General features: G+C 70.8%; 26 protein-coding genes. 15 read left to right on the forward strand and 11 right to left on the reverse strand.

Features of this window, described 5'->3' with window-relative positions; translation table 11 throughout:
* Positions 1-3 precede the first annotated feature (3 nt).
* Together ABH940_RS08240 and ABH940_RS08245 are read right to left on the reverse strand one after the other, a co-directional pair.
* Positions 4-246 (reverse strand): hypothetical protein, encoded by a 243-nt coding sequence (locus ABH940_RS08240; protein WP_370104939.1) that lies wholly within the window; start codon positions 244-246, stop codon positions 4-6.
* Between the two features lie 64 nt (positions 247-310).
* Positions 311-700 (reverse strand): winged helix-turn-helix transcriptional regulator, encoded by a 390-nt coding sequence (locus tag ABH940_RS08245; RefSeq protein ID WP_370104941.1) that lies wholly within the window; start codon positions 698-700, stop codon positions 311-313.
* Positions 701-796: 96 nt separating this feature from the next.
* Here ABH940_RS08245 and ABH940_RS08250 point away from each other — a divergent pair, with 96 nt between their 5' ends.
* Entirely contained in the window at positions 797-1,669 is an 873-nt protein-coding gene (locus tag ABH940_RS08250) for an SDR family oxidoreductase (protein WP_370064114.1), read from the forward strand.
* A 117-nt stretch (positions 1,670-1,786) separates the two neighbouring features.
* Here the strand turns inward: ABH940_RS08250 and ABH940_RS08255 are convergent, their stop codons facing one another.
* Entirely contained in the window at positions 1,787-2,776 is a 990-nt protein-coding gene (locus ABH940_RS08255) for a helix-turn-helix domain-containing protein (RefSeq protein WP_370064116.1), read from the reverse strand.
* A 546-nt stretch (positions 2,777-3,322) separates the two neighbouring features.
* Between ABH940_RS08255 and ABH940_RS08260 the strand changes: the two genes are divergently transcribed.
* From ABH940_RS08260 to ABH940_RS08280, 5 genes are all read left to right on the forward strand, one after another.
* Positions 3,323-3,781 (forward strand): cupin domain-containing protein, encoded by a 459-nt coding sequence (locus ABH940_RS08260; protein WP_370064118.1) that lies wholly within the window; start codon positions 3,323-3,325, stop codon positions 3,779-3,781.
* A gap of 82 nt (positions 3,782-3,863) precedes the next feature.
* Positions 3,864-4,670 (forward strand): alpha/beta fold hydrolase, encoded by an 807-nt coding sequence (locus ABH940_RS08265; RefSeq protein WP_370064120.1) that lies wholly within the window; start codon positions 3,864-3,866, stop codon positions 4,668-4,670.
* A gap of 42 nt (positions 4,671-4,712) precedes the next feature.
* Positions 4,713-5,459: an MBL fold metallo-hydrolase gene (locus ABH940_RS08270; protein ID WP_370104942.1), complete on the forward strand. Its 747-nt coding sequence runs from the start codon at positions 4,713-4,715 to the stop codon at positions 5,457-5,459.
* Between the two features lie 111 nt (positions 5,460-5,570).
* Complete coding sequence (locus ABH940_RS08275; RefSeq protein WP_370104943.1) at positions 5,571-6,392, forward strand: alpha/beta fold hydrolase; 822 nt, start codon at positions 5,571-5,573, stop codon at positions 6,390-6,392.
* A 145-nt stretch (positions 6,393-6,537) separates the two neighbouring features.
* Positions 6,538-8,025: an MFS transporter gene (locus ABH940_RS08280; protein WP_370104945.1), complete on the forward strand. Its 1,488-nt coding sequence runs from the start codon at positions 6,538-6,540 to the stop codon at positions 8,023-8,025.
* 7 nt (positions 8,026-8,032) lie between these two features.
* On the opposite strand, the gene ABH940_RS08285 is transcribed toward ABH940_RS08280, so the two are convergent.
* Positions 8,033-8,686 (reverse strand): TetR/AcrR family transcriptional regulator, encoded by a 654-nt coding sequence (locus ABH940_RS08285; RefSeq protein WP_370064128.1) that lies wholly within the window; start codon positions 8,684-8,686, stop codon positions 8,033-8,035.
* Between the two features lie 228 nt (positions 8,687-8,914).
* Between ABH940_RS08285 and ABH940_RS08290 the strand changes: the two genes are divergently transcribed.
* Positions 8,915-9,556: an NADPH-dependent F420 reductase gene (locus ABH940_RS08290; RefSeq protein ID WP_370104946.1), complete on the forward strand. Its 642-nt coding sequence runs from the start codon at positions 8,915-8,917 to the stop codon at positions 9,554-9,556.
* 42 nt (positions 9,557-9,598) lie between these two features.
* Here the strand turns inward: ABH940_RS08290 and ABH940_RS08295 are convergent, their stop codons facing one another.
* Complete coding sequence (locus ABH940_RS08295) at positions 9,599-10,222, reverse strand: HAD-IA family hydrolase (RefSeq protein ID WP_370064132.1); 624 nt, start codon at positions 10,220-10,222, stop codon at positions 9,599-9,601.
* Positions 10,223-10,308: 86 nt separating this feature from the next.
* Positions 10,309-11,589, reverse strand: coding sequence for an MFS transporter (locus tag ABH940_RS08300; protein ID WP_370104947.1), 1,281 nt, complete (start codon positions 11,587-11,589; stop codon positions 10,309-10,311).
* A 30-nt stretch (positions 11,590-11,619) separates the two neighbouring features.
* Between ABH940_RS08300 and ABH940_RS08305 the strand changes: the two genes are divergently transcribed.
* Positions 11,620-12,381 (forward strand): DeoR/GlpR family DNA-binding transcription regulator, encoded by a 762-nt coding sequence (locus ABH940_RS08305; RefSeq protein WP_370064136.1) that lies wholly within the window; start codon positions 11,620-11,622, stop codon positions 12,379-12,381.
* 47 nt (positions 12,382-12,428) lie between these two features.
* On the opposite strand, the gene ABH940_RS08310 is transcribed toward ABH940_RS08305, so the two are convergent.
* Positions 12,429-12,587: a hypothetical protein gene (locus ABH940_RS08310; RefSeq protein ID WP_370104948.1), complete on the reverse strand. Its 159-nt coding sequence runs from the start codon at positions 12,585-12,587 to the stop codon at positions 12,429-12,431.
* On the opposite strand from ABH940_RS08310, the gene ABH940_RS08315 reads away from it, so the two are divergent.
* Positions 12,588-12,740: a hypothetical protein gene (locus ABH940_RS08315; protein WP_370104949.1), complete on the forward strand. Its 153-nt coding sequence runs from the start codon at positions 12,588-12,590 to the stop codon at positions 12,738-12,740. It abuts the gene before it with no gap.
* 131 nt (positions 12,741-12,871) lie between these two features.
* Here the strand turns inward: ABH940_RS08315 and ABH940_RS08320 are convergent, their stop codons facing one another.
* Positions 12,872-13,468: a TetR/AcrR family transcriptional regulator gene (locus ABH940_RS08320; protein ID WP_370104950.1), complete on the reverse strand. Its 597-nt coding sequence runs from the start codon at positions 13,466-13,468 to the stop codon at positions 12,872-12,874.
* Between the two features lie 191 nt (positions 13,469-13,659).
* Here ABH940_RS08320 and ABH940_RS08325 point away from each other — a divergent pair, with 191 nt between their 5' ends.
* Both ABH940_RS08325 and ABH940_RS08330 read left to right on the forward strand, forming a co-directional pair.
* Positions 13,660-14,625 (forward strand): SDR family NAD(P)-dependent oxidoreductase, encoded by a 966-nt coding sequence (locus ABH940_RS08325; RefSeq protein WP_370104951.1) that lies wholly within the window; start codon positions 13,660-13,662, stop codon positions 14,623-14,625.
* Positions 14,626-14,786: 161 nt separating this feature from the next.
* Positions 14,787-16,352: an oleate hydratase gene (locus ABH940_RS08330; protein ID WP_370104952.1), complete on the forward strand. Its 1,566-nt coding sequence runs from the start codon at positions 14,787-14,789 to the stop codon at positions 16,350-16,352.
* Positions 16,353-16,597: 245 nt separating this feature from the next.
* Here ABH940_RS08330 and ABH940_RS08335 read toward each other — a convergent pair whose 3' ends face one another.
* The 3 genes from ABH940_RS08335 to ABH940_RS08345 form a co-directional block, all read right to left on the reverse strand.
* The gene (locus ABH940_RS08335; protein ID WP_370104953.1) at positions 16,598-16,807 is read right to left on the reverse strand and encodes a hypothetical protein; all 210 of its coding nucleotides are present in this window, start codon (positions 16,805-16,807) and stop codon (positions 16,598-16,600) included.
* Between the two features lie 124 nt (positions 16,808-16,931).
* A complete protein-coding gene (locus ABH940_RS08340) occupies positions 16,932-17,708 on the reverse strand; it encodes an SDR family NAD(P)-dependent oxidoreductase (protein WP_370104954.1) in 777 nt (258 codons plus the stop codon).
* 109 nt (positions 17,709-17,817) lie between these two features.
* Positions 17,818-18,234, reverse strand: coding sequence for an ester cyclase (locus tag ABH940_RS08345; RefSeq protein WP_370104955.1), 417 nt, complete (start codon positions 18,232-18,234; stop codon positions 17,818-17,820).
* A 398-nt stretch (positions 18,235-18,632) separates the two neighbouring features.
* On the opposite strand from ABH940_RS08345, the gene ABH940_RS08350 reads away from it, so the two are divergent.
* Genes ABH940_RS08350 through ABH940_RS08365 form a run of 4 tightly spaced genes read left to right on the forward strand, consistent with a single transcriptional unit; the run spans position 18,633 to position 21,986 of the window.
* Positions 18,633-19,481 (forward strand): hypothetical protein, encoded by an 849-nt coding sequence (locus tag ABH940_RS08350; RefSeq protein ID WP_370104956.1) that lies wholly within the window; start codon positions 18,633-18,635, stop codon positions 19,479-19,481.
* Entirely contained in the window at positions 19,478-20,230 is a 753-nt protein-coding gene (locus tag ABH940_RS08355; RefSeq protein WP_370064154.1) for an HpcH/HpaI aldolase/citrate lyase family protein, read from the forward strand. Before ABH940_RS08350 ends, ABH940_RS08355 begins: the two co-directional genes overlap by 4 nt.
* Positions 20,227-20,712 carry a nuclear transport factor 2 family protein gene (locus ABH940_RS08360; RefSeq protein WP_370104957.1) on the forward strand — a complete coding sequence of 162 codons (486 nt, stop codon included), beginning with the start codon at positions 20,227-20,229 and terminating at the stop codon, positions 20,710-20,712. The genes ABH940_RS08355 and ABH940_RS08360 overlap by 4 nt, the downstream gene beginning before the upstream one ends.
* 8 nt (positions 20,713-20,720) lie before the next feature.
* The gene (locus ABH940_RS08365) at positions 20,721-21,986 is read left to right on the forward strand and encodes a DUF3500 domain-containing protein (RefSeq protein WP_370104958.1); all 1,266 of its coding nucleotides are present in this window, start codon (positions 20,721-20,723) and stop codon (positions 21,984-21,986) included.
* The last annotated feature ends 3 nt before the right edge of the window (positions 21,987-21,989 follow it).

Consider the following 21,989-nt stretch of genomic DNA (forward strand, 5'->3'; position numbering starts at 1 on the left):
GACTCAGCGCTCGTGCGGCCACTTGCCGGGGTGATCGACCCAGTAGATCTGGGAGGGGTCGTCGAGGTCGGTGCCAGGCCGCTCATGCTCGACGAACCGGTGCATGTCGCGTTGGGCACGGCAGGGTTGGGGCTCCGTGAGGCTGTCGTCGAGGCGGCAGACGACGACGCTGCGGTGGCTGCTGTTCGTGTCGTAGGCGCTGACGAAGACGGGCGTGTCCTGGTTCGGCGGCTGCAGGTTACTCATGGGTCCAGCCTCAGCCCGGTCGGTCGCTCCCGCATCCGGGCAGTGCGGGGGCCCGCCCGTGCCGTCAGCCGGCAACCTCGGGGGGTTCGGCGTCCGCCGCCGCGGTGGCGGTGGCCCACTCCACGAGCGGGAGCAGCAGCGCGACGAGCTCCCGCCCGCGCTCGGTGAGGCTGTAGTCCACCCGCGGCGGTACGACCGGGTGGACCTCGCGCAGCACGAGGCCGTCCGCCTCCAACGTGCGCAGGGTGCTGGCCAGCATCTTCTCGGTGATGCCCTTCACCCACCGGCGCAGCTCGCCCCAGCGCCTCGTCCCGTTCGAGAGGGCCACCAGGACCAGCACCCCCCAGCGGCTCGTGATGTGGTCCAGGAGTACCCGGCTGGGGCAGTTCGGCTCGAAGACATTCCCGGACAGGTTCCCCGCTGCCGCGCCGCTGACCTCGATACTTTCCTTCATGCCAGTACCGTACACAAACGTGCGTACCGTCGCTTGGGAAGGGTTCGGACGGAGTGCGGAGTTGATCGAGGAGACCGATCGACAAGGAGCACCCACATGACACTGGTCGTCACCGGCGCCACCGGCCACCTCGGCCGCCTGGTCGTCGAGAACCTCCTCGACCGAGGCGTACCCGCCGCCGACATCGTCGCCACCGGCCGCGACCTGGACCGCCTGAAGGCCCTGGCCGACCGGGGTGTCCAGCTGCGGGCCGCCGACTACGCCGACCCCGCGTCCCTGCGCGCCGCGTTCACCGGCGCACGCCGTGTCCTGCTGGTATCCGGCAGCGAGCCCGGTGTCCGGGTCCAGCAGCACCGCAACGCCGTCGAGGCGGCACGCGAGGCAGGAGTCGAGCTTCTGGCCTACACCAGCATCGTCAACGCCGACACCAGCACCCTGCGGATGGCCGAGGACCACCAGGCCACCGAGGCCCTGCTGCGGGCCGGCGGGGTTCCGTTCACGCTGCTGCGCAACAGCTGGTACCTGGAGAACTACACGGACCACCTCGGGACGGCGCTCCAGCACGGCGCGCTGTTCGGCAGTGCGGGTGAAGGCCGGGTCAGCGCCGCCCCTCGGGCGGACTACGCCGCCGCGGCGGCGGCGGTGCTGACCACGGACGGGCACGCCGGAAAGGCGTACGAGCTCGGCGGGGACGAGGCCTTCACGCTCGCCGAGCTCGCCGCCGAGATCAGCACGGGCTCCGGCGCGCCGGTCCGCTACACCGACCTGCCGGAAGCCGACTACGTCCAGGCCCTGGCCGGCAACGGCGTGCCACAGGCCTTCGCCGAGATCCTCGCGGACGCCGACCAGGGTCTGCGGCGCGGCGAACTGGCGACCACAAGCGGCGACTTGGCCCGCCTGCTGGGTCGGCCCACGCTGCCGCTCAAGGAAGCGGTCAACGCGGCCCTGAACGCCGAACGCCCCGCGTAGTCATCCCATCCGACGGGCGCGGCCGCCCCAGCGACCGGCCGCGCCCGCACCCGAACAGGACCACTCCGGCCCGGTTGAGCCCCGGGCCGGTGGCGACCCCGGCTCGAAGCAGGCAGTTCAGCCATCCGCCGCCCTGGACGCGCGGGCGTACTCGGTGGGCGTCCGCCCGTAGTGCTTCTTGAAGGTCCGGATGAAGTGGCTGCTGTCCGCGAACTGCCAGTGGGCGGCGAGTTCGGAGACGCTCAGCCGCCCGGAGGGTGCGGCGAGCGCCAGCCGGGCCTCCTCCAGCCGCCGTTGTCGGATGTACGCGGTCACCGACACTCCGGACGCGGCGAACGCCCGCTGCAGGTTGCGGAGCGAGACGTTGAGTTCGCGGGCGAGCATCGCTCCGCAGAGCTCGGGGTCGGCGAGGTGACGGTCCACCAGGTCCTTCGCGGCCTGGGTGAGCACGGGGGCCAACTCGGGTTCCACGTCGTCGACGCGGCCCCTGGCCACGGCCTTCGCGAGCTCGATGAGCGTGTTGTGAGCGGCCTGCACTCCAGCCCGTCCGAGGTCGGCGACCGTCGCGTAGATCATGTCCGCGTGGGCCACCAGCAGGCGCACCTCGGCGGAGTCGGCGCGACCGCTGACGCTCTGACGTTCTCCCAGCAGCGGTGTGAGCATGGCCGCGGGCAGGACCAGGACCTTCGCCGTCGTGTCGGGAGCCGTCTCGAAGTGCAGCGGCCGTCCGATGTGGCGGATGAGGACTTGCCCGGCGGGCACGCTCTGTTCCTCGCGGGACAGCGGCGCGCCAAGGCTCCAGGAGCCGCGTTTGACGACGTAGAGACGTACCTGGTCCTCGACGCCGTCCAGGGGGCCTTCGGTCCGGATGGCTGACGCGCCGTGGAGATCGGTGATGGCCACGTCGCCGACCTTGGTGGCCCGGCTTCTGACTCGGAAGTCGCGCATCGTCGCCGGGCTGAAGCTCGGCAGCGGGAAGCCTTCGCCGATCTCCTTCTCCCAGCCGCTGCGGAAGGCTTCGAATCCCCGCGACACGCCGCCTGCGCCGACGGACGCACCGGGACGGGTCCTGCCCGACCCGTCGGTATGCGCTTCAGCCTTGTTCATCGACGATTCCCCCGCCTTCGCCTCCGGTGCCACCAGGCGCCGACTGGCGCGGATGTTCTGCCGGGATGGCGCTGTGGTTCAAGCCCCCGCCGGGCTGATTTTCCTAGGGTTCAAAGCCAGGGACAAGCCCCTCCCCCAGGCCCGCTCACCCGGCGACAGGAGACTCATCTGATGAACCATCATCCTTCCACCCCCGTGCGGGTCATCACGGGGGCGCCGGTACCGGCATCGGAGATGGCGCTGCGGGATCACCGAGACGGGTTTCCATGGCGGTCAGTTTTGCAGTCTCCGCATCTTCGTGGACCGCGGTTCGCACCGCGCCGGACCATCGCCAGGAGCCGGACAGCGGCCCACCTGAGCGGCCTTGCGCCCGGCTCCGGCCGTCCGGCAGGCAGGCAGGCGGACACGCCGTTGCTGCACGGCGGCCCGACAAGACAGTTCAATTCCATCATGAGAGTTCACTTGCATAAAGCGAGCAGGGCGGCGCATACTCTCATGAGAGCGCACTATCACAACAAAGGCAGTCTCTCTTCCTTGGAGGTTCAGATGGCAGACGTCTCGGTGGTCGGTCCGGACGCCGGTGAGTCGATCCAGCTCGGCCCGACCCGGATGCGGATCCTGGAGGACGGCACCACGACCGGGCACCGCCTGGGCATCGGGGAGATCACGCTCGCCCCCCACACCGACGGACCGCCGCAGCACCGCCACGCCCGCCACGACGAGGGCTTCTACGTCGTCTCCGGCGCGGCCCGGTTCACCGTCGGCGAGACCGTGTACGACGCGCCCGCAGGAACGCTGGTCATGATCCCGCCCGGCGCTCCCCACACCTTCGCCAACCCGACCGACGGCACCACGGTGCTGCTCAACACCTTCACCCCGGACCTGTACGTCAACTACTTCCGGGATCTGCGCGACATGATCGCCGGCGGCCAACCGCTCACACCCGAGGCGACGATCGAGGCGATGAGCCACTACGACACCGAACCGGCCACCGACTTCGCCTGAGCACCCGCACCGTCGACTCGCCGCACCCCATCCCCAACTGCCGTCCGGTCTCCGGGCCCAGCAATCGATCAAGGAGAAAGCCGTGGGCACGACCACGCAGCACACCATCGCCCTCGACGGCATCGGCCCGGTCCAGGTGTCCGTCACCGATCACGGGTCCGGGCAACCGTTCCTGCTCCTGCACGGCGGGGCCGGTCTCCAGTCGGTGACCGGGTTCGCCGAGAAGTTCGCCGCCGCTCACGACGTGCGGGTGCTCACTCCGACCCACCCGGGCTTCGGCGGCACCGACCGGCCCGAGGCGTTGACCACGGTGTCCGACCTGGCCGCGCTCTACGGCGCGCTGCTGGACCAGCTGGACCTGGCCGACGTGACCGTCATCGGCAACTCGATGGGCGGGTGGATCACCGCCGAGATCGCACTGTTGAAGTCGCCACGGGTCAGCGGCATCGTCCTGATCGACGCCGTCGGCATCGAGGTCCCCGGCCACCCCGTCGCCGACTTCTTCTCCCTGACCATGGATCAGGTCTTCGAGCTCACCTTCCACGACCCCGCCCCCTTCCGCTTCGACCCCACCACCCTGCCCCCGGCGGCACAGGCCGTCGCTGCCGGAAACCGCGCCGCGCTCGCCGTCTACGCCGGCACCGCGATGAGCGACCCGACCCTGGCCGCGCGCCTGGGGACGCTGGAGATCCCGACCCTGGTGCTCTGGGGCGAGAGCGACCGGATCGCCGACACCGACTACGGACGCGCCTACGCCGCCGCGATCCCCATGGCCCGGTTCCAGGTACTGCCCGACACCGGCCACTCCCCGCAGTTGGAGACCCCCGACCAGGTCTCGCACGCGATCTGGGACAGCGCGGACACCGACTTCGCGCCCTTCTCGCGCTGAGCCGCGACCACCTGCCGCCCGCGCCACCAAGGAGTCCAGCCCATGCCCAAGACCGCGGTCACCCGCGTCACCCACAGCTGCCACCTGATCGAGATCGGCGGCCGCACCTTCCTGACCGACCCCTGGTTCAGCACCAGACCCGGCTACTACCAGGGCGAGCCGATCGCCCTGGGGATCCCCGACCTGCCCCGGCTCGACGGCGTGCTGATCAGCCACGAGCACTACGACCACTGCGACCTGGACGCCTTCGCTGCGTACCGGGACCGGTCGGTCCCGCTCTTCGTCGCCGAGACCGTCGTCGAGACGGCGCGCCGGCACGGCTTCACCAACGTCACCGCCCTCAGGCCGTGGGAGGAGGCCGAGGTCGGCGGCGTCACCATCACCGCGACGCCAGCCAAGCACGGCGTCTACGAGGTCACCTTCGTCCTGCGCGCCGGCTCCGACGCGGTGTACTTCGCCGGGGACACCATGCTCATCCCCGAACTCGCCGAGATCCCCAAGCGGTTGGGACACATCTCGCTCGCCCTGCTGCCCACCAACGGCCTGCACATCCGGCCCGCGAACAACATGCAGGTCGTCATGAACGCCGACGAGGCAGCCGAGTTGACCGCGATCCTCAGACCCGAGCTGGCCGTCCCCCACCACTACGCCTTCACCAAGGGCTTCCTGGGCGACCGGCTGATCACCCGCAGCGACAAGAACCCGCTGCGCTACCAGGACGCATCGCGCGACCTGGCCCCCGACACCAGCGTCCGCATCGTCGAACCCGGCACCCGAGTGGAGCTGTAACCCGGGGCCGAGCGGCGAGGCCTTCCGCGCCGCAACCCCGATGACCGACGCGAGATCCAGAGTCACGCCACTTTCCGTCTCCATAGCCGCGTACCGAAGGAATCCATCACCATGTCTGTCTCCGCTTCCACCAGCACGACCCGCACCATCGACCTTCCGGGCGGACTTGCCGTCACGGTCCAGGAGTTCGGCGAGAACACCGAGGGCACCGGCGTGCTTGTGCTGCACGGCGGCGCGGGACCGCGCTCGATGGCCGGCTTCGCCGCAGGCCTGTCGCAGCACGCCTACGTGGTCGTGCCGACCCACCCCGGGTTCGACGGCACGCCGCGCCCGGCGTCCACCGACACCGTCGCCGACCTGGCCGGCGCCTACCTCGACCTGCTCGACGCGCTCGACCTGCGCGGCGTCATGGTGGCGGGCAGCTCGGTCGGCGGGTGGATCGCCGCCGAGATGGCGCTGCGCGACAACGCCACCCGGATCAGCTGCCTGACCCTGCTCGCCTCCACCGGCATCGCCCCCGAGCCCCCGGTGCAGATCGCCGACCCCGCCGAGCTCGGCCCGGTCAAGACCGGCGAACTCGCCTTCCACAACCCGCAGTTGCGCCCGGACCCGACCACGCTCGCCCCGGAGCAGCTGGCCGCGATGGCCGCCAACCAGCAGACCCTGGCCGTGTACGCGGGCGACCCGTTCTGCTACGACCCGAAGCTCCAGGGCCGCCTGCACCGGGTCGCCGTCCCGGTGCTCGTGCTCGCCGGCGAGCAGGACGGCATCGCGCCGCTGGAGTACGAGCGGGCCCTGGCCGCGTCCTTCCCCCGTGCCTCCTACCGGCCCATCGCCGAGGCGGGCCACTTCCCGCACATCGAGCAGCCCGCAGCCGTCTTCGAGGCGATCGGCGACTTCGTCGACACCCAGGTCGAGCCCCACCGCGCGTAGGGCCTGTCCGGCGGATCGTTCCGAGCCCGGGCCGCCACGCATCCGCGCCCGCCGTGCCGCGCCGTTCGCGGAGCGGCGGGCGCCGTGCCTTCGAGGACCGCACCACCGACCGCACCACCAACGAGAGAAAAGGAGGAGGACGGACATGACGACGCATACGCTCCCGGCCGACAGCAGCCGTCGGCGGGCAGGGCTGGTTCTGGCGGTCTGCTGCCTGAGCCTGCTGATCACCGCCCTGGACACCACCGCCGTGAACGTGGCCCTGCCCGCCGTCGGCCGTGACCTGCACGCGCAGGTGAGCGGCCTGCAGTGGACCGTGGACGGCTACACCCTGGCGGTCGCCGCCTTCATGATGCTCGCCGGATCCACCGCCGACCGGATCGGCCGGCGCCGGGTGTTCCAGGCCGGACTGGCGCTGTTCACCGCCGGCTCGTTGGCCTGCTCGCTCGCCTCGTCGCTGGGGTGGCTGATCACGTTCCGCGTCGTCCAGGGCCTGGGCGCCAGCATGCTCAACCCGGTCGCCCTGTCGATCATCACGCACGCCTTCCCCGATCCGCGCGAGCGGGCCCGCGCGATCGGGCTCTGGGGCACCACGGTCGGACTGTCCCTGGCGGCGGGCCCGGTGGTCGGCGGTTTCCTGGTCGCCTCGGCCGGCTGGCGTTCGATCTTCTGGATCAACATCCCCGTCGGTGTGGCCGCCCTGGTGTTCACGGCGGTGTTCGTGCCCGAGTCCCGGGCCGCCACGCCCCGGCGCCCGGACCCGGTCGGGCAGGTGCTCGTCGTCACGACCCTCACCGCTCTGATCTGCGCGATCATCGAGGGCTCACGCCGGGGCTACACGAGCGCCCCCATCATCGGCCTCTTCGTCCTGTCCGCGGCGGCTGCCGCCGTACTGCCCCGCTACGAGCGACGCCGCGAGCAGCCGGTGGTCGATCCGGCGTTCTTCCGGTCGGTCCCGTTCACCGGCTCCTTCGTCGCCGCCGTCGCCGCCTTCGTGGTCCTGTCCGGGTTCCTGTTCCTCAACACCCTGTACCTGCAGGACGTGCGCGGCTACAGCGCACTGCACGCCGGTCTGCTGACCGCGCCCATGGCCGTCGGCATCGCGCTCGCCTCACCGCTCTCCGGACGGCTGACCGCCACCCACGGCCCGCGCCCACCCCTGGTCGCCGCCGGCCTGCTGATCACCACTGCCACGCTGGCCCTGACCACGCTCACCCCGACCACGCCGTGGGCGCTTCTGCTCACCGCCTATGTGCTGCTGGGCATCGGGTTCGGCCTCGTCAACGCGCCGATCACCAGCACCGCGGTGGCAGGCATGCCGCGCGCCCAGGCCGGGGTGTCCTCCGCGATCACCACCACCGCCCGGCAGGTCGGCAACAACCTCGGCGTCGCCGTCCTCGGCGCGATCGTCGCCGCGCGCACCCGGGCACCGGTCCACGCAGGGTTCGCCGCCGCCAGCCACGCGGGGTGGTGGACCCTGGCCGTATGCGGCCTGGTCATCGCGGTGACGGGCCTGGCCGCCACCACACGCCGCGCCACCGCGACCGCCGCGCGGGTCGCCGCGCGGTTCCCGGCCGAGTCCGTCCCGAGCGTGAGCAGCACGCCCAGGGTGCGCCGAGGCGCGCAGGCTTGACGCGTCGTCAGCGCCGCGCGGCGGGACGGCCGCCCACGGCTGCGGCGGCGTCCAGCGCGGCCCGGGTGAGCGTGGTCGCGGTGTGGACGACGCTGGCGACGGCATCCTCGGGGTCCAGTCGCGACAGGTCGGTCAGGGCGAACAAGGCCTCGGCACTGACGACGACCGCCAGGTCCCGCTTCAACTGCGCCACGGCTGCCGGGTCCGTGGCCCCGACGGTCTCGTCCAGCGGGGCGAGCGCGTGGTCGATCAGGCCGAAGCGCATGGCCGGCCGAGCGCCCGCGGCCTCGGGACGGGTGATCGTGGCCGCGATCATCGCGCGGGTCGCACCCTGGTACGTCAGCACCGTGCGCAGCAGATGCTCGGTCGCGGCGGCGATGCGCTCCACCGGGTCGCGGGAGTCCGCGACCGAGGCGAGCGCCTCGGCCGGGGTGGGCATCTGGCCGGCCATGGCCTCCTGAAGCAGGCTGGCCAGGTCGGGGAAGTACCGGTACGCCGTGGCCTCGGACACCAGAGCGGACTTGGCGACCTCAAGCATCGTCACATCGCGACCGGTGCGCATCAGCTCGACGGCGGCCTCCACGATCGCCCGGCGCGTGCGCAGCTTCTGGTTCACACGGCCCGTTGCGGCCCTCGGTGTCGTCGGTTCGCCACTGTCCATGAGCCAAGCATAGCAAGTTGACTCTAATGATGAGACTTGACTCGCATGATCACCCTTACCCCCTCGGCCTGCGCCTGGGCGGACGGCGCCGACGGCTGCCGAGCGGGTGACAGGCAGGGCGTGGCTGAGGACAGTCGGCGCCCCTGGGTCCCTAACGTGGCCGGGGTCCGCCACGACTGCTTCATCTTCGTTCCTCAGCGATCGCTGGGCACAACTCAGGAGGTCATCATGGCTGTCGCCGTCATCGGCACCGGGAACATCGGCGCTCGGGTCGCCCACCGGCTCGCGCAGGGAGGCGTCGACGTCACGGTCGCAGCGAGCAACCTCGGCAGCGCCCAGGCGGCGGCCGAGAAGATCGGCAACGGCGTGACCGCCTCCGGTGTCCAGGACGCCATCGCAGGCGCGGACACCGTGGTTCTGGCGACCTGGTTCGACACCGCCAAGCAGCTGCTCGCCGACAACGCCCAAGCCCTCAAAGGCAAGATCGTCGTTGACCCGTCCAACAACATCGCTCCTGACGGCGACGGCTTCAAGAGCCTGAACCCGGAGGGCGTCTCAGCGGGTCAACAACTGGCCAAGCTGATGCCCGCCGGGGCGCGCTTCGTGAAGGCCTTCGGCACGCTCGGCGCCGACGGACTCGACGCCACGCAGACCGCCGAGGGCGACAAGGTCGCGCTGTACTACGCGACGGACGACGACGCAGCCGGTGCGGCCGTCGCGGATCTGATCACCAAGGGCGGCTGGGCACCCGTCCGGGCCGGCGGTGTCGACGACACGGCCCGGATCGAAGTCTTCGGCGACCTCCACCAGTTCGGCGGGCTGAACGGCCGCCTCCTCAGCGAGAGCGAGGCTCGGGCGAGCCTCGCGTAGCGCGGAGCGTGGCTGCCTTGCGCGCGGCGGAAGGGGCGTCGATCACGCCGCGCGGGTGGACAGCCAGGAGTCGACGGCCGCTGCCAGGTCGTCAAGTCGGGTGAAGACGTGGCCGTTCATGCCGAGCGTCTCGGCTGCGCGCACGTTCTCCTCGCGGTCGTCGACGAACAGGAAGTCGGCCGGGGCTGCCCGCATGGCAGCCACGCAGGAGTGGAACGCCGCCGGGTCCGGCTTCGCCGCCTTGATCTTCCCGGAGAGGGCGACGTGGTCCAGGCTCCGCAGCCAGGGCTGCGCGCCGAGGAAGACGTCCGCGTGGTCGGCGGGGATGTTGGACAGCAGGGCGACCTCGGCGCGGTTCCGCAGGCTCTGCACGTAGGCGACCATGCGGTCGTCGACCCGGGACCAACTGTCGATGTCCGCGAGCCGCAGCCACTCGACCGTGCTGGCGTCGACGGAGAGCGACAGCCGTCGCAGGACACCTGTCCAGTACGCATGAGCGGACTGCTGCCCGGCGTCGTAGGGCGGCCGGCCGGCCCAGTAGGCGCCGGCGAAGGCCTCGGCGGGTGCGCCGCACCGGGCGGCCATCCGCTCCAGGGCGCCGGGGCGTTGGTGGCAGGCGATGACCCCGAAGAGGTCGAACAGCACGATGCGTCGGTCGGTGGACATGGCGGCGTTGCTTCCTGTTCCGGGCGGGCTTCGAGGGTGGACGGGAGCCTGCCCGGCACGGAGTCAGGATCCTGCCGCGCAGGCGGTCAGTGGTTTCTGCACGCGGGCTCGGGCGCCGGCTCGGGGTCGGGGTCCGGCGTGGCGCCGGGGCCGGTGCGTAGGACGCCGGCCGCCACGGCGGTGGTCACACAGAGCAGGGTCAGCAGCAGGAAGGTGTGGTTCAGCGCGGTGAGGTGGGTCAGCCAGCCGATAACGGCGGGCCCGGCGAGCATGCCGAGGTAGCCGAGCCCGGCGACGCGGGAGACGTTCGCACCGGCGGCGGAGGAGTCGGCGTGGCCGGCTGCGCTGAAGAGCTGGGGGACGCAGCCCGACAGTCCCAGGCCGAACAGTGCCCAGCCCGCGAACGCGGTCCATATCGACCCGGAGAAGGCTGCGATCGTGATGCCGACGGCGGCCGTGGCCGAGCCGTAGCGCAGGACGGCCATCGACCCGAACCGGGCGGCGACGCGGTCGGCAAGGAGACGGCCGGTGGTCATCGCCGCGGCGAAGGTGCCGTAGCCGAAGGCGGCGGTGCTCGCCGGAGCTCCGAGGATGTCCTTCAGGTGCAGGGTGCTCCAGTCGTTGGCGGCTCCCTCGCACAGCATGGTCGTCAGCGCCAGGGCGGCGAGGATCCAGATGCGGCGGGGCGCGCTGCGCCGCTTCGCGGCCGGTGCCTGCTCGGCCTGTGCGGTGGTGGTCGCGGACGCGGGCGTGCCAGGCAGCAGGCCGCGGGCCGCGGTCAGCGCGACCACGGTGCCGAGGACGGCCGAGACGCCGAGGGTGGTGGCCGGGCCCATGCCGGCGTCGGCGGCACCGGCTGCGGCGAGTGCGGCGATGACGCCGCCGACGGAGAAGGTCGCGTGGAAGGCCGACATGATGGGTCGGCCGTAGGCCTTCTCCACGTGGACGGCGTGGGTGTTCATGCTCACGTCGAGGCAGCCGTTGGCGAAGCCGAAGGCCAGCAGGGCGCCCGCCAGCGTCCACGGGCTTCGGGCCAGGCCGGGCAGTACCAGGGCCGCGCTGGACAGCACACCGGTGGCGGGGACGACGAGGCGCGGTGCGAGGCGGTCGGTCAGGCGGCCGGTCACCTGCATGCCGGCGAAGGCCCCGAGCCCCAGCAACACCAGGAGGCCCCCGAGGGTCGCGTGGCTGATGCCCACGCGCTCCTCGATGGCGGGGATGTGCACCACCCAGGTGCCCATCAGGGCGCCGCACAGGACGAAGTAGACGAAGGTCGCCGCACGGGCGGCTCGATGCGAAGGGTGCACACCAGCCACCGTAACGAACAGATTCGTTGTTTGGAAGCTCGCATTCTGAACACATTGCATGTTCGTTTCGAGGTGGTGTTCAATCGCGGTATGAGCAACGCAGACCGTCACTCCGTGATCGCGCAGGCCGTCAGGGAGTCGGGCCAGGTCACCGTCCAGGAACTCGCCGGGTTGACCGGCACCTCGGAGATGACCATCCGGCGTGACCTCGACGTGCTCGCCGCACAGGGCGTGCTCGAACGCGTCCGTGGCGGAGCACGGACCCTGTTGCTCAGGGGCGAGGAGCCGCCCTTCGCGCTGCGCGCCCGCGAGGCCGTCGACGCCAAGCGGCGGATCGCCACCGAGGTGTCCTCGCTCATCACCGACGGCGAGACCGTCCTGCTGGACAGCGGCACCACCTGCCTGGAGGTCGCCCGCCTCCTGCGCGAGCGGCCGGTGACCGTGATGGCCTTGTCACTGCAGGCCATTCACACACTCAGCGACCCTCCCGGCCCGGCCACGCTGCTGGTGCCCGGCGGACGGCCCCGCGCCGCCGAAGGAGCCCTGACCGGCCCCCTCACGCTCGCCTCCGTGGCCGCGCTGCGCTTCGACACCGCCGTAATCGGCTGCTGCGGCCTGAGCGCCACCGAAGGCCTGACCGCCTACGACCTCGACGACGCGGCCGTGAAGAAGGCCGGCATCGCCTCAGCCCGCCGCGTCATCGTCGCCGCCGACGGCGGCAAACTCGGCCGCACCGCCCACGCCCACGTCGGCCCGGCCACGCTCCTGCACACCCTCGTCACCGACACCACAGCGCCCACCGACGAGGTCGCCGCGCTCGAAGGCGCGGGCACAGTCGTCAAAGCCGTCTGACGAAACGTCGATTGGGGCCGGGGTCGCGTCGTAGCAGGTGACGGGCGTCAATTCGAGTCGGGCCGGGCCGAGCGGGCGGCGTAGCCGACAAGGAGGGCGCCGAGGGTGTCGGTCAGCCGCGGCTCGACGTCCACGACGGCGTGTGCGAGTCCGGGTTCGGATTCGTAGAAGTCGCGCAGCTTCGTGCCGGGGCCGCCATCTGCCACATGGCTCCGGCCATCGCGGTCGCGGTGGCGACGACGCTGTGCGCCTGGTCGGACCGCAACGGCGTGACCGCACAGAGAGTGGAGCCGACCTCGGCGGTCACGGCGAGGGCGCGAGTCGCCGCCTACCCGGTCGAGCTGCCCACCACGGGCTAGACCCCACCACTGACACGGAGCCCGGCGCCGCGGCGAGGGAATGACCCAGATCCGCCGCCTGTGGCGCGCGCCCAGTTCTGCCGCGCCCTGCCACACGTGACCGCGTGACCGCCTTCAGCGGCCCGACAGCGTCACTTAGGCGCGGCGGTGTCGGCTGCGGAGTGGTAACGAAGGCCATCCATCAGGAGGTCGAGGAGGCGTGCCATCCGGGCCTGGTGTTCCGGGGTTGCGGCGGCCAGGGAGAGGCCGCTCAGACTGAACAGCACGTCGGTCGGGTCGACGTCGGTACGGACCAGGCCCGCCGCCGTCCCGGCACGCAGCAGTTCGGCGATCGTCGCGGTCAACATCGCGCGGCTGTGCGCGAACGGGTCGCCACCGGAGGCGATGAGAGCGCGTAGCGCGTCGGACATCCCGCGCTTGGTCGTCATGTAGTGGACGAAACCGTCCATCCAGGCACGCAACGCGGCGTCAGGTTCCCTGGCCTCCAGGAGTTCCGCTGCGGAGTCGCAGAGCTGGGCGAGTTCGCTGCGGTAGGCCGCCTCCACGAGTTCCTCACGGGTGGCGAAATGGCGGTAGAGGGTGCCGATACCCACACCGGCCTCCTTGGCGATCGCGTCCAGGGTCGCCTCTGTCCCGCCCTGAGCGAAGGCCCGGGCGGCCACCTCGATCAGTCGGTCACGGTTGCGGCGCGCATCGGCACGCAGCGGCCGGGGGTCGGCGGCGGTCACAGCGATTCCTCCTTCTGGCCCCGCAGGCAGGTCTCTCCGACTCCCGCTCGGCGAGAAGGCGCGGCCATGCTTGCAAACGGAGGATCCTCCGCTTAGGCTCGAGATATGCGGAGGGCCCTCCGGTTACTACTCTACCGGCCGCGCTCCCGCACGCACCCCAGCTCCGGGCATCCAGCCAGACGGGAACGACCATGAACGCCACTCCTCCCCCTGTTCGCCTCACCACCCCCTTCGGCGCCGAGTCCACGGCTTCCGAGGTCATCTCGGGCGTCGACCTGACCGGCCGCCGCGCGGTCGTCACCGGCGGGGCCTCCGGCATCGGTGTCGAGACCGCGCGCGCCCTCGCCTCGGCCGGCGCGCAGGTCACCCTCGCCGTCAGGGACGTCGCCGCAGGCGCCCGCACGGCCGAGGACATCACCGCGACGACCGGCAACAAGGACATCCACGTCGCGCCACTGGACCTCGCGGACCAGTCCTCCGTTGCCGCGTTCGTCGCCGCCTGGAACGGCCCGTTGAACATCCTGGTCAACAACGCCGGGGTGATGGCCTCGCCCGAGCTCCGCACGCCGGAAGGCTGGGAGCTCCAGTTCGCCACCAACCACCTCGGGCACTTCGCGCTGGCCACCGGCCTGCACGCAGCCCTCGCCCGGGACGGCGGCGCGCGCGTCGTGGCCGTCAGCTCCAGCGCCCACCACCGCTCCCCGGTCGTCTTCGAGGACATCCACTTCCGCGAGCGTGCCTACGAGCCCTGGTCCGCCTACGGCCAGTCCAAGACCGCCAACGTCCTGTTCGCCGTCGAGGCCGCGAAGCGCTGGGCCGCGGACGGCATCACCGTCAACGCGCTGATGCCCGGGGGGATCCGCACCAACCTCCAGCGTCACGTCTCCGAGGAGGAACTCGCCCGCCTGCGCGCCCGGGCCGCGGGCGGCACGGAGCTCACGTGGAAGACCACCGAACAGGGCGCGGCGACCTCCGTGCTGCTCGCCGCCTCCCCTCTCCTGGAGGGCGTCAGCGGCCGCTACTTCGAGGACTGCAACGAAGCCGTCCGCGGCGAGCTCGGCGCACGCACCGGCGTCGCCGCCTACGCCCTCGACCTCGAGGCCGCCGCCCTGCTCTGGCAGGTCTCGCACGACACCCTGGCCGGCGCACGCGGCTGACCGGCCACGACGCCGACCGTCGGCCGACCGGGTGGCGAGGTGGCCGGCGCAGAGTCGCGGCTGCTGGTCCTGGGTACTCCTGTGCGTCGCACAACTCCCGGAGCCAGTCGGCCGGTCCGGCTCGCCTGGGCAGTCACGGTCGGACAGGGATGAGGATGGTTGTGGCGAAGGCATATCTGGTGGGCAGTGGGATCGCGTCGCTGTCGGCGGCGGCGTTCCTGATCCGGGAGGGCGGGTTCTCGGGGTCGGACATCGTGATCCTGGAGGAGCAGAACCGCGAGGGCGGCAGCCTGGATGCGGCCGGATCCCCGGAGACCGGCTACACGATGCGCGGCGGGCGGATGTTCGAGGTGCACTTCGACTGCACGTACGACCTCCTGTCCTCGATCCCGTCGCTGGACGACCCGACCAAATCGGTGACCGAGGACACCTTCGCGTTCCACGAGGACTTCGCCTGGGACGACCACGCCCGACTGATCGACGCCGCAGGGAAGGTCATCGACGCGCACTCGATGACCTTCTCCGAACGTGACCGGCTGGAGCTGGTCACGTGTGTGGCGACCCCGGAGGAGCTGCTGGACGGCAATCGCATCGCCGACCTGTTCCACGAGGAGTTCTTCTCCACCAACTTCTGGGCGATGTGGTGCACCACCTTCGCCTTCGAGCCCTGGCACAGCGCCATCGAGTTCCGCCGCTACCTCAACCGCTTCGTGCACCTGTTCAAGACCTTCGACACCATGTCAGGGATCTACCGCACCAAGTTCAACCAGTTCGACTCCATCGTCCGCCCGCTGCTGAAGTGGCTCACCGAGCAGGGAGTCACCCTCCAACTGGGCACCCGCGTTACCGACTTGAGCCTCGCGCCGGGCGACGCGTTGACCGCGGAGTCCATCACCTGGGAACGTGGCGGGAAGACCGAGGTCACCACTCTGGCCGCCGGTGATCTGGTGCTGGTCACCAACGGGTCGATGACGGCGAACTCCACCCTGGGTGACACCGACACCGTCCCGCCCCTGGACACCACCTCCTCCAGCGGCTCCTGGGCCCTGTGGGAGACTCTCGCGGCCAAGCGGCCGGGACTGGGCGACCCGAGTGTGTTCAACACCTCCGTGCAGGACTCCACCTGGGAGTCGTTCACGGTCACCACCAAGGACCCGGTCTTCTTCAAGCTCATGCAGGAGTTCAGCGGCAGCGAGGCCGGCAAGGGCGGACTGATCACGTTCAAGGAGTCCGGCTGGCTGCTGACCATCGTCCTGAACCACCAGCCGCACTTCCGTGAGCAGCCCGAGGACACGTTCGTGTGGTGGGGCTACGCCCTGTTCCCCGACCGCGAAGGTGACTTCGTCAAGAAGCCCATGAGGGAGTGCACCGGCCGGGAGATCCTCGACGAGGTCCTGCAGCACCTGCGCTTCGCCGAGCGCCCCCGGATCCTGGACGGCTCCATCGTGCTCCCGGCGATGATGCCATACATCACCAGCCAGTTCCTGGTCCGCAAGGCCGGCGACCGCCCCCAGGTCGTCCCCGCGGGGTCCACCAACCTGGCGTTCATCGGCCAGTACGCCGAGGTCCCCGACGACGTGGTCTTCACCGTCGAGTACTCCGTGCGAACCGCCTGGACCGCCGTCGCGGGGCTCCTCCACCTCGACAGGCAGCCCCCTCCGGTCTACAAGGGCCGGCACGACCCCAAGGTCCTCGTCGAAGCCCTCCAGACCCTGCACCGTCGCTGACACCGCGACCTCAGTCAGCAACCCTCGTCCACTCGTCGCCGCTGCCGTCCGGCTGAACAGACAGCCGGAAGGTGAACTGGGCCCCAGTGCCATGGGCCGGGTCGAGTGGATCCGGGATCGACGGGCCGACGGTGATGGTGCCTCCGTGCTCCGCAGGGTGGGCGCGGCCTTGGCGATCGCGCTGTCGACGGCCTTGAGTTCCGCTGCGACGCCCGGCGAGTTCACCGTCTGACCGGACGGCAGGTTCAGCACCAGCACGCCGGGGTCCGAGTGACTCCGGCGTGCTGCTTGGCGATCTGCACGTCCGCGGTGTAGGCGGCGCCGCTGAGGTGGTTGCCGGGCTTGAGGCGACCCGACACCGACGGCGCCAGGACGAGACCGACCACCGTGATCACTACCCAGAGCAATCCGACAAGCAGTCGATGTCGGGTCACCCACCTGCTGAGCGCGTCCATACGGTCCTCCACTGGGTCGAGGTCGGAGATCTTCCTGACTTCGCCGTGGAAGGTACGTGGGGCCACCTTGCGGAACGCTTTCGCCGGAACTCTTTCGCCGGGTCTGCGGCAATCTCTGGGCGCGCTACGCGATGTGCGGATTGCCGTTCGAGGCGCCGAGGCCACCGTCGACGCGGATGTGGGCCCCGTTCACGTAACTCGCCGCCGGACCGGCCAGAAACGTGATGACGGAAGCTGCCTCGGCAGGCTCTCCGAAGCGTTGCAGCGGTACCCGGTTGAGCGCTGCGGCGACGATCGCGTCGCTCTGCAGGAATCCCGCCGTCATGTCGGTGGAGATCATGCTGGGATGGACGGCGTTGATCCGCACGCCTTCCGCACCGTGGTCGAGCGCCATCGCATTGGTCAGGTTGGTCACCGCGCCCTTGGCGGCGTCGTAGGCGGCCAGGCCCCAGTCACCGCCGAGCCCGGATGCCGAGCCGACGTTCACGATGCTGCCGCCCACGGCACGCAGATGCGGAAGCGCGGCCCTGGAGGCGAAGAAGACCCCGTCCACATCGGTGGACATGACGCGCCGCCAGCCCGCCGCATCGATGTCGCTGACGGAGCCCAACGGCTCGCACGTACCGGCGTTGTTGACCAGGACGTCCAACCGGCCGTGGTCGCGGGCCACGCCGTCCACCAGCCGGGTGATCTCCTCCTCGTCCGAGACGTCGCCGAGCCGTGCGATCACCGTCGAGCCCGCCGCCGCTTCGGACACCACCTTGTCCAGCTTCGCCTGCGTCCGGCCGATGATCACCACCGTGGCGCCCCCGGCGGCGAAGCGGTGAGCGGTGGCCGCGCCGATGCCCGATCCGCCGCCGGTGACGATGACGACCTTGCCCGTGAACGTTTCCTGAGCCATCGGAATGCTTCAACTCCTCATGTGTCACGTGATGTTGTCGCCCGCGCGGCTGTGCGGGCGGAATGTCCGGGCGCGCGGTCCTGATGTGCCGCGGGCCAGGTGGCCGGGGTTACGGCAGTGCGCCGGTCTGGCGGAGCAGGGTCACCGCGTCGGCGACGGCCCAGTGCTCGAAGATCTGCCCGTCCCGGTAGCGGACCAGGTCCATCGCCCTGAACTCGACCCGGTTGCCCGACGGCGGGACGCCGAACCATGCGCCGGTGTGGCTGCCGCGGAACACCTTGTGGGTAGCCACGAGTTCTCCGGCGCCGACGCAGTGCAGGACCTCGACCCGCAGGTCGGAGAAGGCCTCGTGCAGTGCCGCCATGGTCTCGCGCACCCCCTCCCGGTCACTGCGCTGCCCCGGCTCGGCGGTGTGGTTCCGGAAGTCGGGATGGACGAGCGCGTCGATCAGGTCCAGGCACCCCTTCTGCTGCACCTGCTCGACGAAGTACCGCATGCGGTCCGCGTGGGATTCCTGCTCCCCCATTGCCGCCACCACCTCTCAGATCAAGGACGTTCCGACGAGCCGTGATCGGGCTCGTGGTGATGGTCCGCGGCGGTGCGCGTCGCGGTCCACGAAGATGCGGAAACTGCAAAATCCGGCTGGAACGGGGGTTGTTCCCGCCCTGCAAGCCTAGGAAGAGCGGCACTTGGCAGGATTGAACCTCAGCGCCACCCCGGCAGAACATCGGCGCCAGGCGGTGCGGACCGCATACGCCGTGAGTCGCAGGGTCCGCCGCCCGCCGGACCGGCGGCGAGGTCAGGCGCCGTCGTTGCCTGGATGGTTCGGTTCAGTCGATCGGTGCGCTCGGAAACTCGCGATTGTTCCTCGGCCGCGTCGGCAGCAAGCTCGTGTCGTCCGCGCAGTGCCAAAGGAGAGGTCCGATGACCATCGCCGCAATCGCAGGAACCTCAGTCGTCGACGAGACCTCAGAGCGTGATCCCGACCTGGTCTCCGAGGGCGGCAGCCGGACGTGGTCGGTGTGCGGCCGGAACTTCGTGGTGGCGATCACCGAACTCGCAGCGGGTGACCGGCTCACCGAGCACGACCTGCCCGACGAGTACGTGCTGCTCGTCCAGGACGACGCGTGGGTGGGTGTGGAGCACGACGGTCAGGCAGGGGTGTCGGTGTCCGAGCCTGCGCTCGTCGTCGTACCGGCCGGCACGAGCACCGTGCGCGCGGCGTCGTCGACCACGGTGGCGCGGGTGTTCCCCGCCCGCTGCGACGAGCAGATGAGGCGGGCCGTCAACCATGGCGCCGGGGCCGACCTGCGGGCCGTGGCACCACTGAAGCCCATCGAGGCCGGCGGTGACGGAATCCGGATACACCGCCTGCGTGACATACCTGACGAGGAGGGACGCCTGGGCCGGATCTTCCGGACGGCGTCGCTGATGGTGAACTGGTTTCCGGTGCACGAGGGGCCGCGCGACACCGAACGGCTGTCGCCGCATTCCCACGAGGACTTCGAGCAGATGTCGGTGACGCTCGTGGGCGACTACGCCCATCACCTCAGGGTCCCGTGGACCCCCCGGATGAGTGAGTGGCGCGACGACGAGCACGTCCAGGTCAGCAGTCCCTCGATGACGCTGATCCCGCCGACCGTCGTGCACACCACCCGCGCCGTGGGCGCGGGCCCGCACACGCTGATCGACGTCTTCGCCCCGCCGCGCGAGGACTTCCTCGCGCATGGTTGGGTGCTCAACTCCGGCGAATACCAGGGGATCCGGCGGTGACGGGCGATGCGTTCCCCCGGCTCGGAGCCTGGGTCAAGCTCCCCGCACCGGAGAGCGTCGAGTTGCTCGCACTCGCCGGGTTCGACTTCGTCGTGATCGACGCCGAGCACGGCGCGATCGACACCCGCACGATGTCGACCATGATCGGGCTGGCCCGTGGCTGCGGCGTCGCGCCCTTCGTCCGGGTCGCCGGCACCGCGCCACGCGACGTCCAGGTCCCGCTGGACGCGGGTGCGGCCGGTCTGTTCGTCCCGCAGGTGGACGACGCCGCCGGCGCGCGGGACGCCGTGCGAGCGACCCGGTTCCCTCCGCTCGGGCGACGCGGGGCCAGCAACTCCGGACGGGCCGGCCGGTGGGGACTCGAAGCCCTCGGTGACTACCTGCGCTCCGGCAATGACGAGGTCCGTCTTGTGGTCCAGGCCGAGAGCGTCGGAGCTCTGGAGGCGATCGTCGAGATCGGCGAGGTCGCCGGCGTCGACGCGGTCTTCATCGGCCCGACCGATCTCGCGGTCTCCGGCCGGTTCCGCGAGGGTGACGGCAGGCTGGCAGAACTCGTCGCGGCGGCCGAACGGCGCTGTGCCGACCACCGCGTCACCCTCGGCACCACGGCCTCGGGCAACGCGTCGGAACTGCTGGACCACCGCGGGTACGAGTTCCTCGTCCTGGGGGCCGACACCGCGATGCTGCGCCAGGGCGCACACGCGTTGGTGAGCGGTGTTCGCACCCACACGAAGGCGGTCGGCTGGTGACCGCGGACGCTGAGGCCATGGGAGGCCGGACCCGCGCCCTCCTGCACACCGAACTGTCGATGCTGGTGACCGCGCTGTGGTTCGAGATCGACCACAGTGACGGCTCGGCGGCCTCCAGCTTCTTCACCGCCGACGCGGAGTTGACGTTCTCGCGCCGGACCTTCCGCGGCACCGACCAGATCAACGGCGTGTACCGCGACCGCACCGCGCGGGGGCCGCGGGTCTCACGTCACCTGATGTCCAACTTCCACATCCTCCGTCACGAGACCGATCGCATTGACGCCGTGTCCGCCCTGGTCCTCTACGCGCAGGACGGAGAGCCTCCGCTGCCGACGACCGTTCCGGTACTGGTCGCCGACGTGTTCGACCGCTTCGTCCGGGTCAGCGAGCCGGACGGGGAGGCCTGGTGGCTCATCGCCTCCCGGCGGATCGAGAACCGCTTCCTCGTACCGGGCGACGTCCTCGCTGTCCCCACCGAGTAAGGAGACCCATGTCCCGCCGACTGTCCCGCCAACGACGCCGGGAAGACTTCCCCCTGCCGACCACGCGAGGCGACCTGCCGATCGTCGACTCCCATCTGTTCGACGACCTGCTCCCCCCGGAGGCGGCCTTCGAGCTGACCGCCGGCCTACGCGGTCACCGCGAGCCCTACGTCGGCATCACCGAGAACGGCACCCCGCGCCCGGGCCTCTATCGCCTCGACGACGCGGGGGCGTCCTCGAAGACCGCCGTCACGGCGGCCCGGACCTACCTCGACGGTCTGGCGCCCCATCAGCGGGTGGTCGCCGCCCTGCCGATGGACGCCCCGGAATGGCGGTTGTGGACGAACGCGATCCCGACCTGGCACCCGAAGGGCATGCGCCTGGAGCGGCTCACCGACCGTGACCGCGACCGCGCACTCGCCGTCGTCGAGGCGAGCCTCAGCCCGGCCGGCTACGCCCAGGTGCGAGCGGCGATGGCGCTCAACGAGAACCTGGGCGAGCTCATCGACGACTACCGGGACACGCTCACGGAGTTCGCCTACTGGTTCACCGTCTTCGGGACCCCTTCGGGCGACTCCCCGTGGGGATGGCAGCTGATGGGTCATCACGTGGACCTGCACTGCGTCTTCGTCGGCGGGCAGGTCGTCCTCGCCCCCGTGTTCCTCGGTGCCGAGCCGACGACCGGGACGGGACGGTTCGAGGGCATCACCGCCTTCGGCGACGAGACCGAGGTCGCCCTGACGTTCCGCCGCACTCTGGACCCCGACCGGGAGGGCGAGTTCCTGATGGGGTCCTCGCTGCGCGCGCAGGACCTGCCGCCCGAACTCGCCGGCCCGTGGAACGGTCGGCATCTCGCCGGCGCGGGCAGTGACAACCTCGTCCTGCCACCCGAGGGGATCGTCGCGGCTAGCCTGCCGACCGAGCAGCGTGACGGTCTGGTGGAACTGATCCGGGTCTATCTCGACCGCCTCCCGCTGCCACAGGCCGAGCACACCCTGGCGCTCGTCCGCGAGCACTTCGACGAGACGCGGTTCGCCTGGCGCGGCGGCCACGACGACGAGTGCGCCTTCTACTACCGGATCCACTCCCCCGTGCTTCTGGTCGAGTACGACAACCATCCCGGTGTCTTCCTCACCAATCCCGAGCCCGCCCGCTTCCACGTCCACACCATCGTGCGCGCCCCCAACGGCAACGACTACGGACGCGATCTCCTCGCCCAGCACTACCGACTCCACCACGGCGGCCATGGAGCCCCGGTCCGGGCTGCGGGGTGAAGT

Origin of the sequence: Streptacidiphilus sp. BW17 (assembly GCF_041262485.1) — a bacterium.
Classification (GTDB): Bacteria; Actinomycetota; Actinomycetes; order Streptomycetales; family Streptomycetaceae; genus Streptacidiphilus.

Coding starts and splice junctions, on each gene's coding strand:
- ABH940_RS08350 (WP_370104956.1), top strand. CDS start 18,633: ATGACCATCGCCGCAATCGCAGGAACCTCAGTCGTCGACGAGACCTCA.
- ABH940_RS08295 (WP_370064132.1), bottom strand. CDS start 10,222: ATGTCCACCGACCGACGCATCGTGCTGTTCGACCTCTTCGGGGTCATC.
- ABH940_RS08255 (WP_370064116.1), bottom strand. CDS start 2,776: ATGAACAAGGCTGAAGCGCATACCGACGGGTCGGGCAGGACCCGTCCC.
- ABH940_RS08335 (WP_370104953.1), bottom strand. CDS start 16,807: ATGGACGCGCTCAGCAGGTGGGTGACCCGACATCGACTGCTTGTCGGA.
- ABH940_RS08285 (WP_370064128.1), bottom strand. CDS start 8,686: ATGGACAGTGGCGAACCGACGACACCGAGGGCCGCAACGGGCCGTGTG.
- ABH940_RS08365 (WP_370104958.1), top strand. CDS start 20,721: ATGTCCCGCCGACTGTCCCGCCAACGACGCCGGGAAGACTTCCCCCTG.
- ABH940_RS08280 (WP_370104945.1), top strand. CDS start 6,538: ATGACGACGCATACGCTCCCGGCCGACAGCAGCCGTCGGCGGGCAGGG.
- ABH940_RS08290 (WP_370104946.1), top strand. CDS start 8,915: ATGGCTGTCGCCGTCATCGGCACCGGGAACATCGGCGCTCGGGTCGCC.
- ABH940_RS08300 (WP_370104947.1), bottom strand. CDS start 11,589: ATGCAATGTGTTCAGAATGCGAGCTTCCAAACAACGAATCTGTTCGTT.
- ABH940_RS08270 (WP_370104942.1), top strand. CDS start 4,713: ATGCCCAAGACCGCGGTCACCCGCGTCACCCACAGCTGCCACCTGATC.
- ABH940_RS08260 (WP_370064118.1), top strand. CDS start 3,323: ATGGCAGACGTCTCGGTGGTCGGTCCGGACGCCGGTGAGTCGATCCAG.
- ABH940_RS08345 (WP_370104955.1), bottom strand. CDS start 18,234: ATGGGGGAGCAGGAATCCCACGCGGACCGCATGCGGTACTTCGTCGAG.
- ABH940_RS08240 (WP_370104939.1), bottom strand. CDS start 246: ATGAGTAACCTGCAGCCGCCGAACCAGGACACGCCCGTCTTCGTCAGC.
- ABH940_RS08245 (WP_370104941.1), bottom strand. CDS start 700: ATGAAGGAAAGTATCGAGGTCAGCGGCGCGGCAGCGGGGAACCTGTCC.
- ABH940_RS08340 (WP_370104954.1), bottom strand. CDS start 17,708: ATGGCTCAGGAAACGTTCACGGGCAAGGTCGTCATCGTCACCGGCGGC.
- ABH940_RS08250 (WP_370064114.1), top strand. CDS start 797: ATGACACTGGTCGTCACCGGCGCCACCGGCCACCTCGGCCGCCTGGTC.
- ABH940_RS08305 (WP_370064136.1), top strand. CDS start 11,620: ATGAGCAACGCAGACCGTCACTCCGTGATCGCGCAGGCCGTCAGGGAG.
- ABH940_RS08315 (WP_370104949.1), top strand. CDS start 12,588: ATGGCTCCGGCCATCGCGGTCGCGGTGGCGACGACGCTGTGCGCCTGG.
- ABH940_RS08325 (WP_370104951.1), top strand. CDS start 13,660: ATGAACGCCACTCCTCCCCCTGTTCGCCTCACCACCCCCTTCGGCGCC.
- ABH940_RS08275 (WP_370104943.1), top strand. CDS start 5,571: ATGTCTGTCTCCGCTTCCACCAGCACGACCCGCACCATCGACCTTCCG.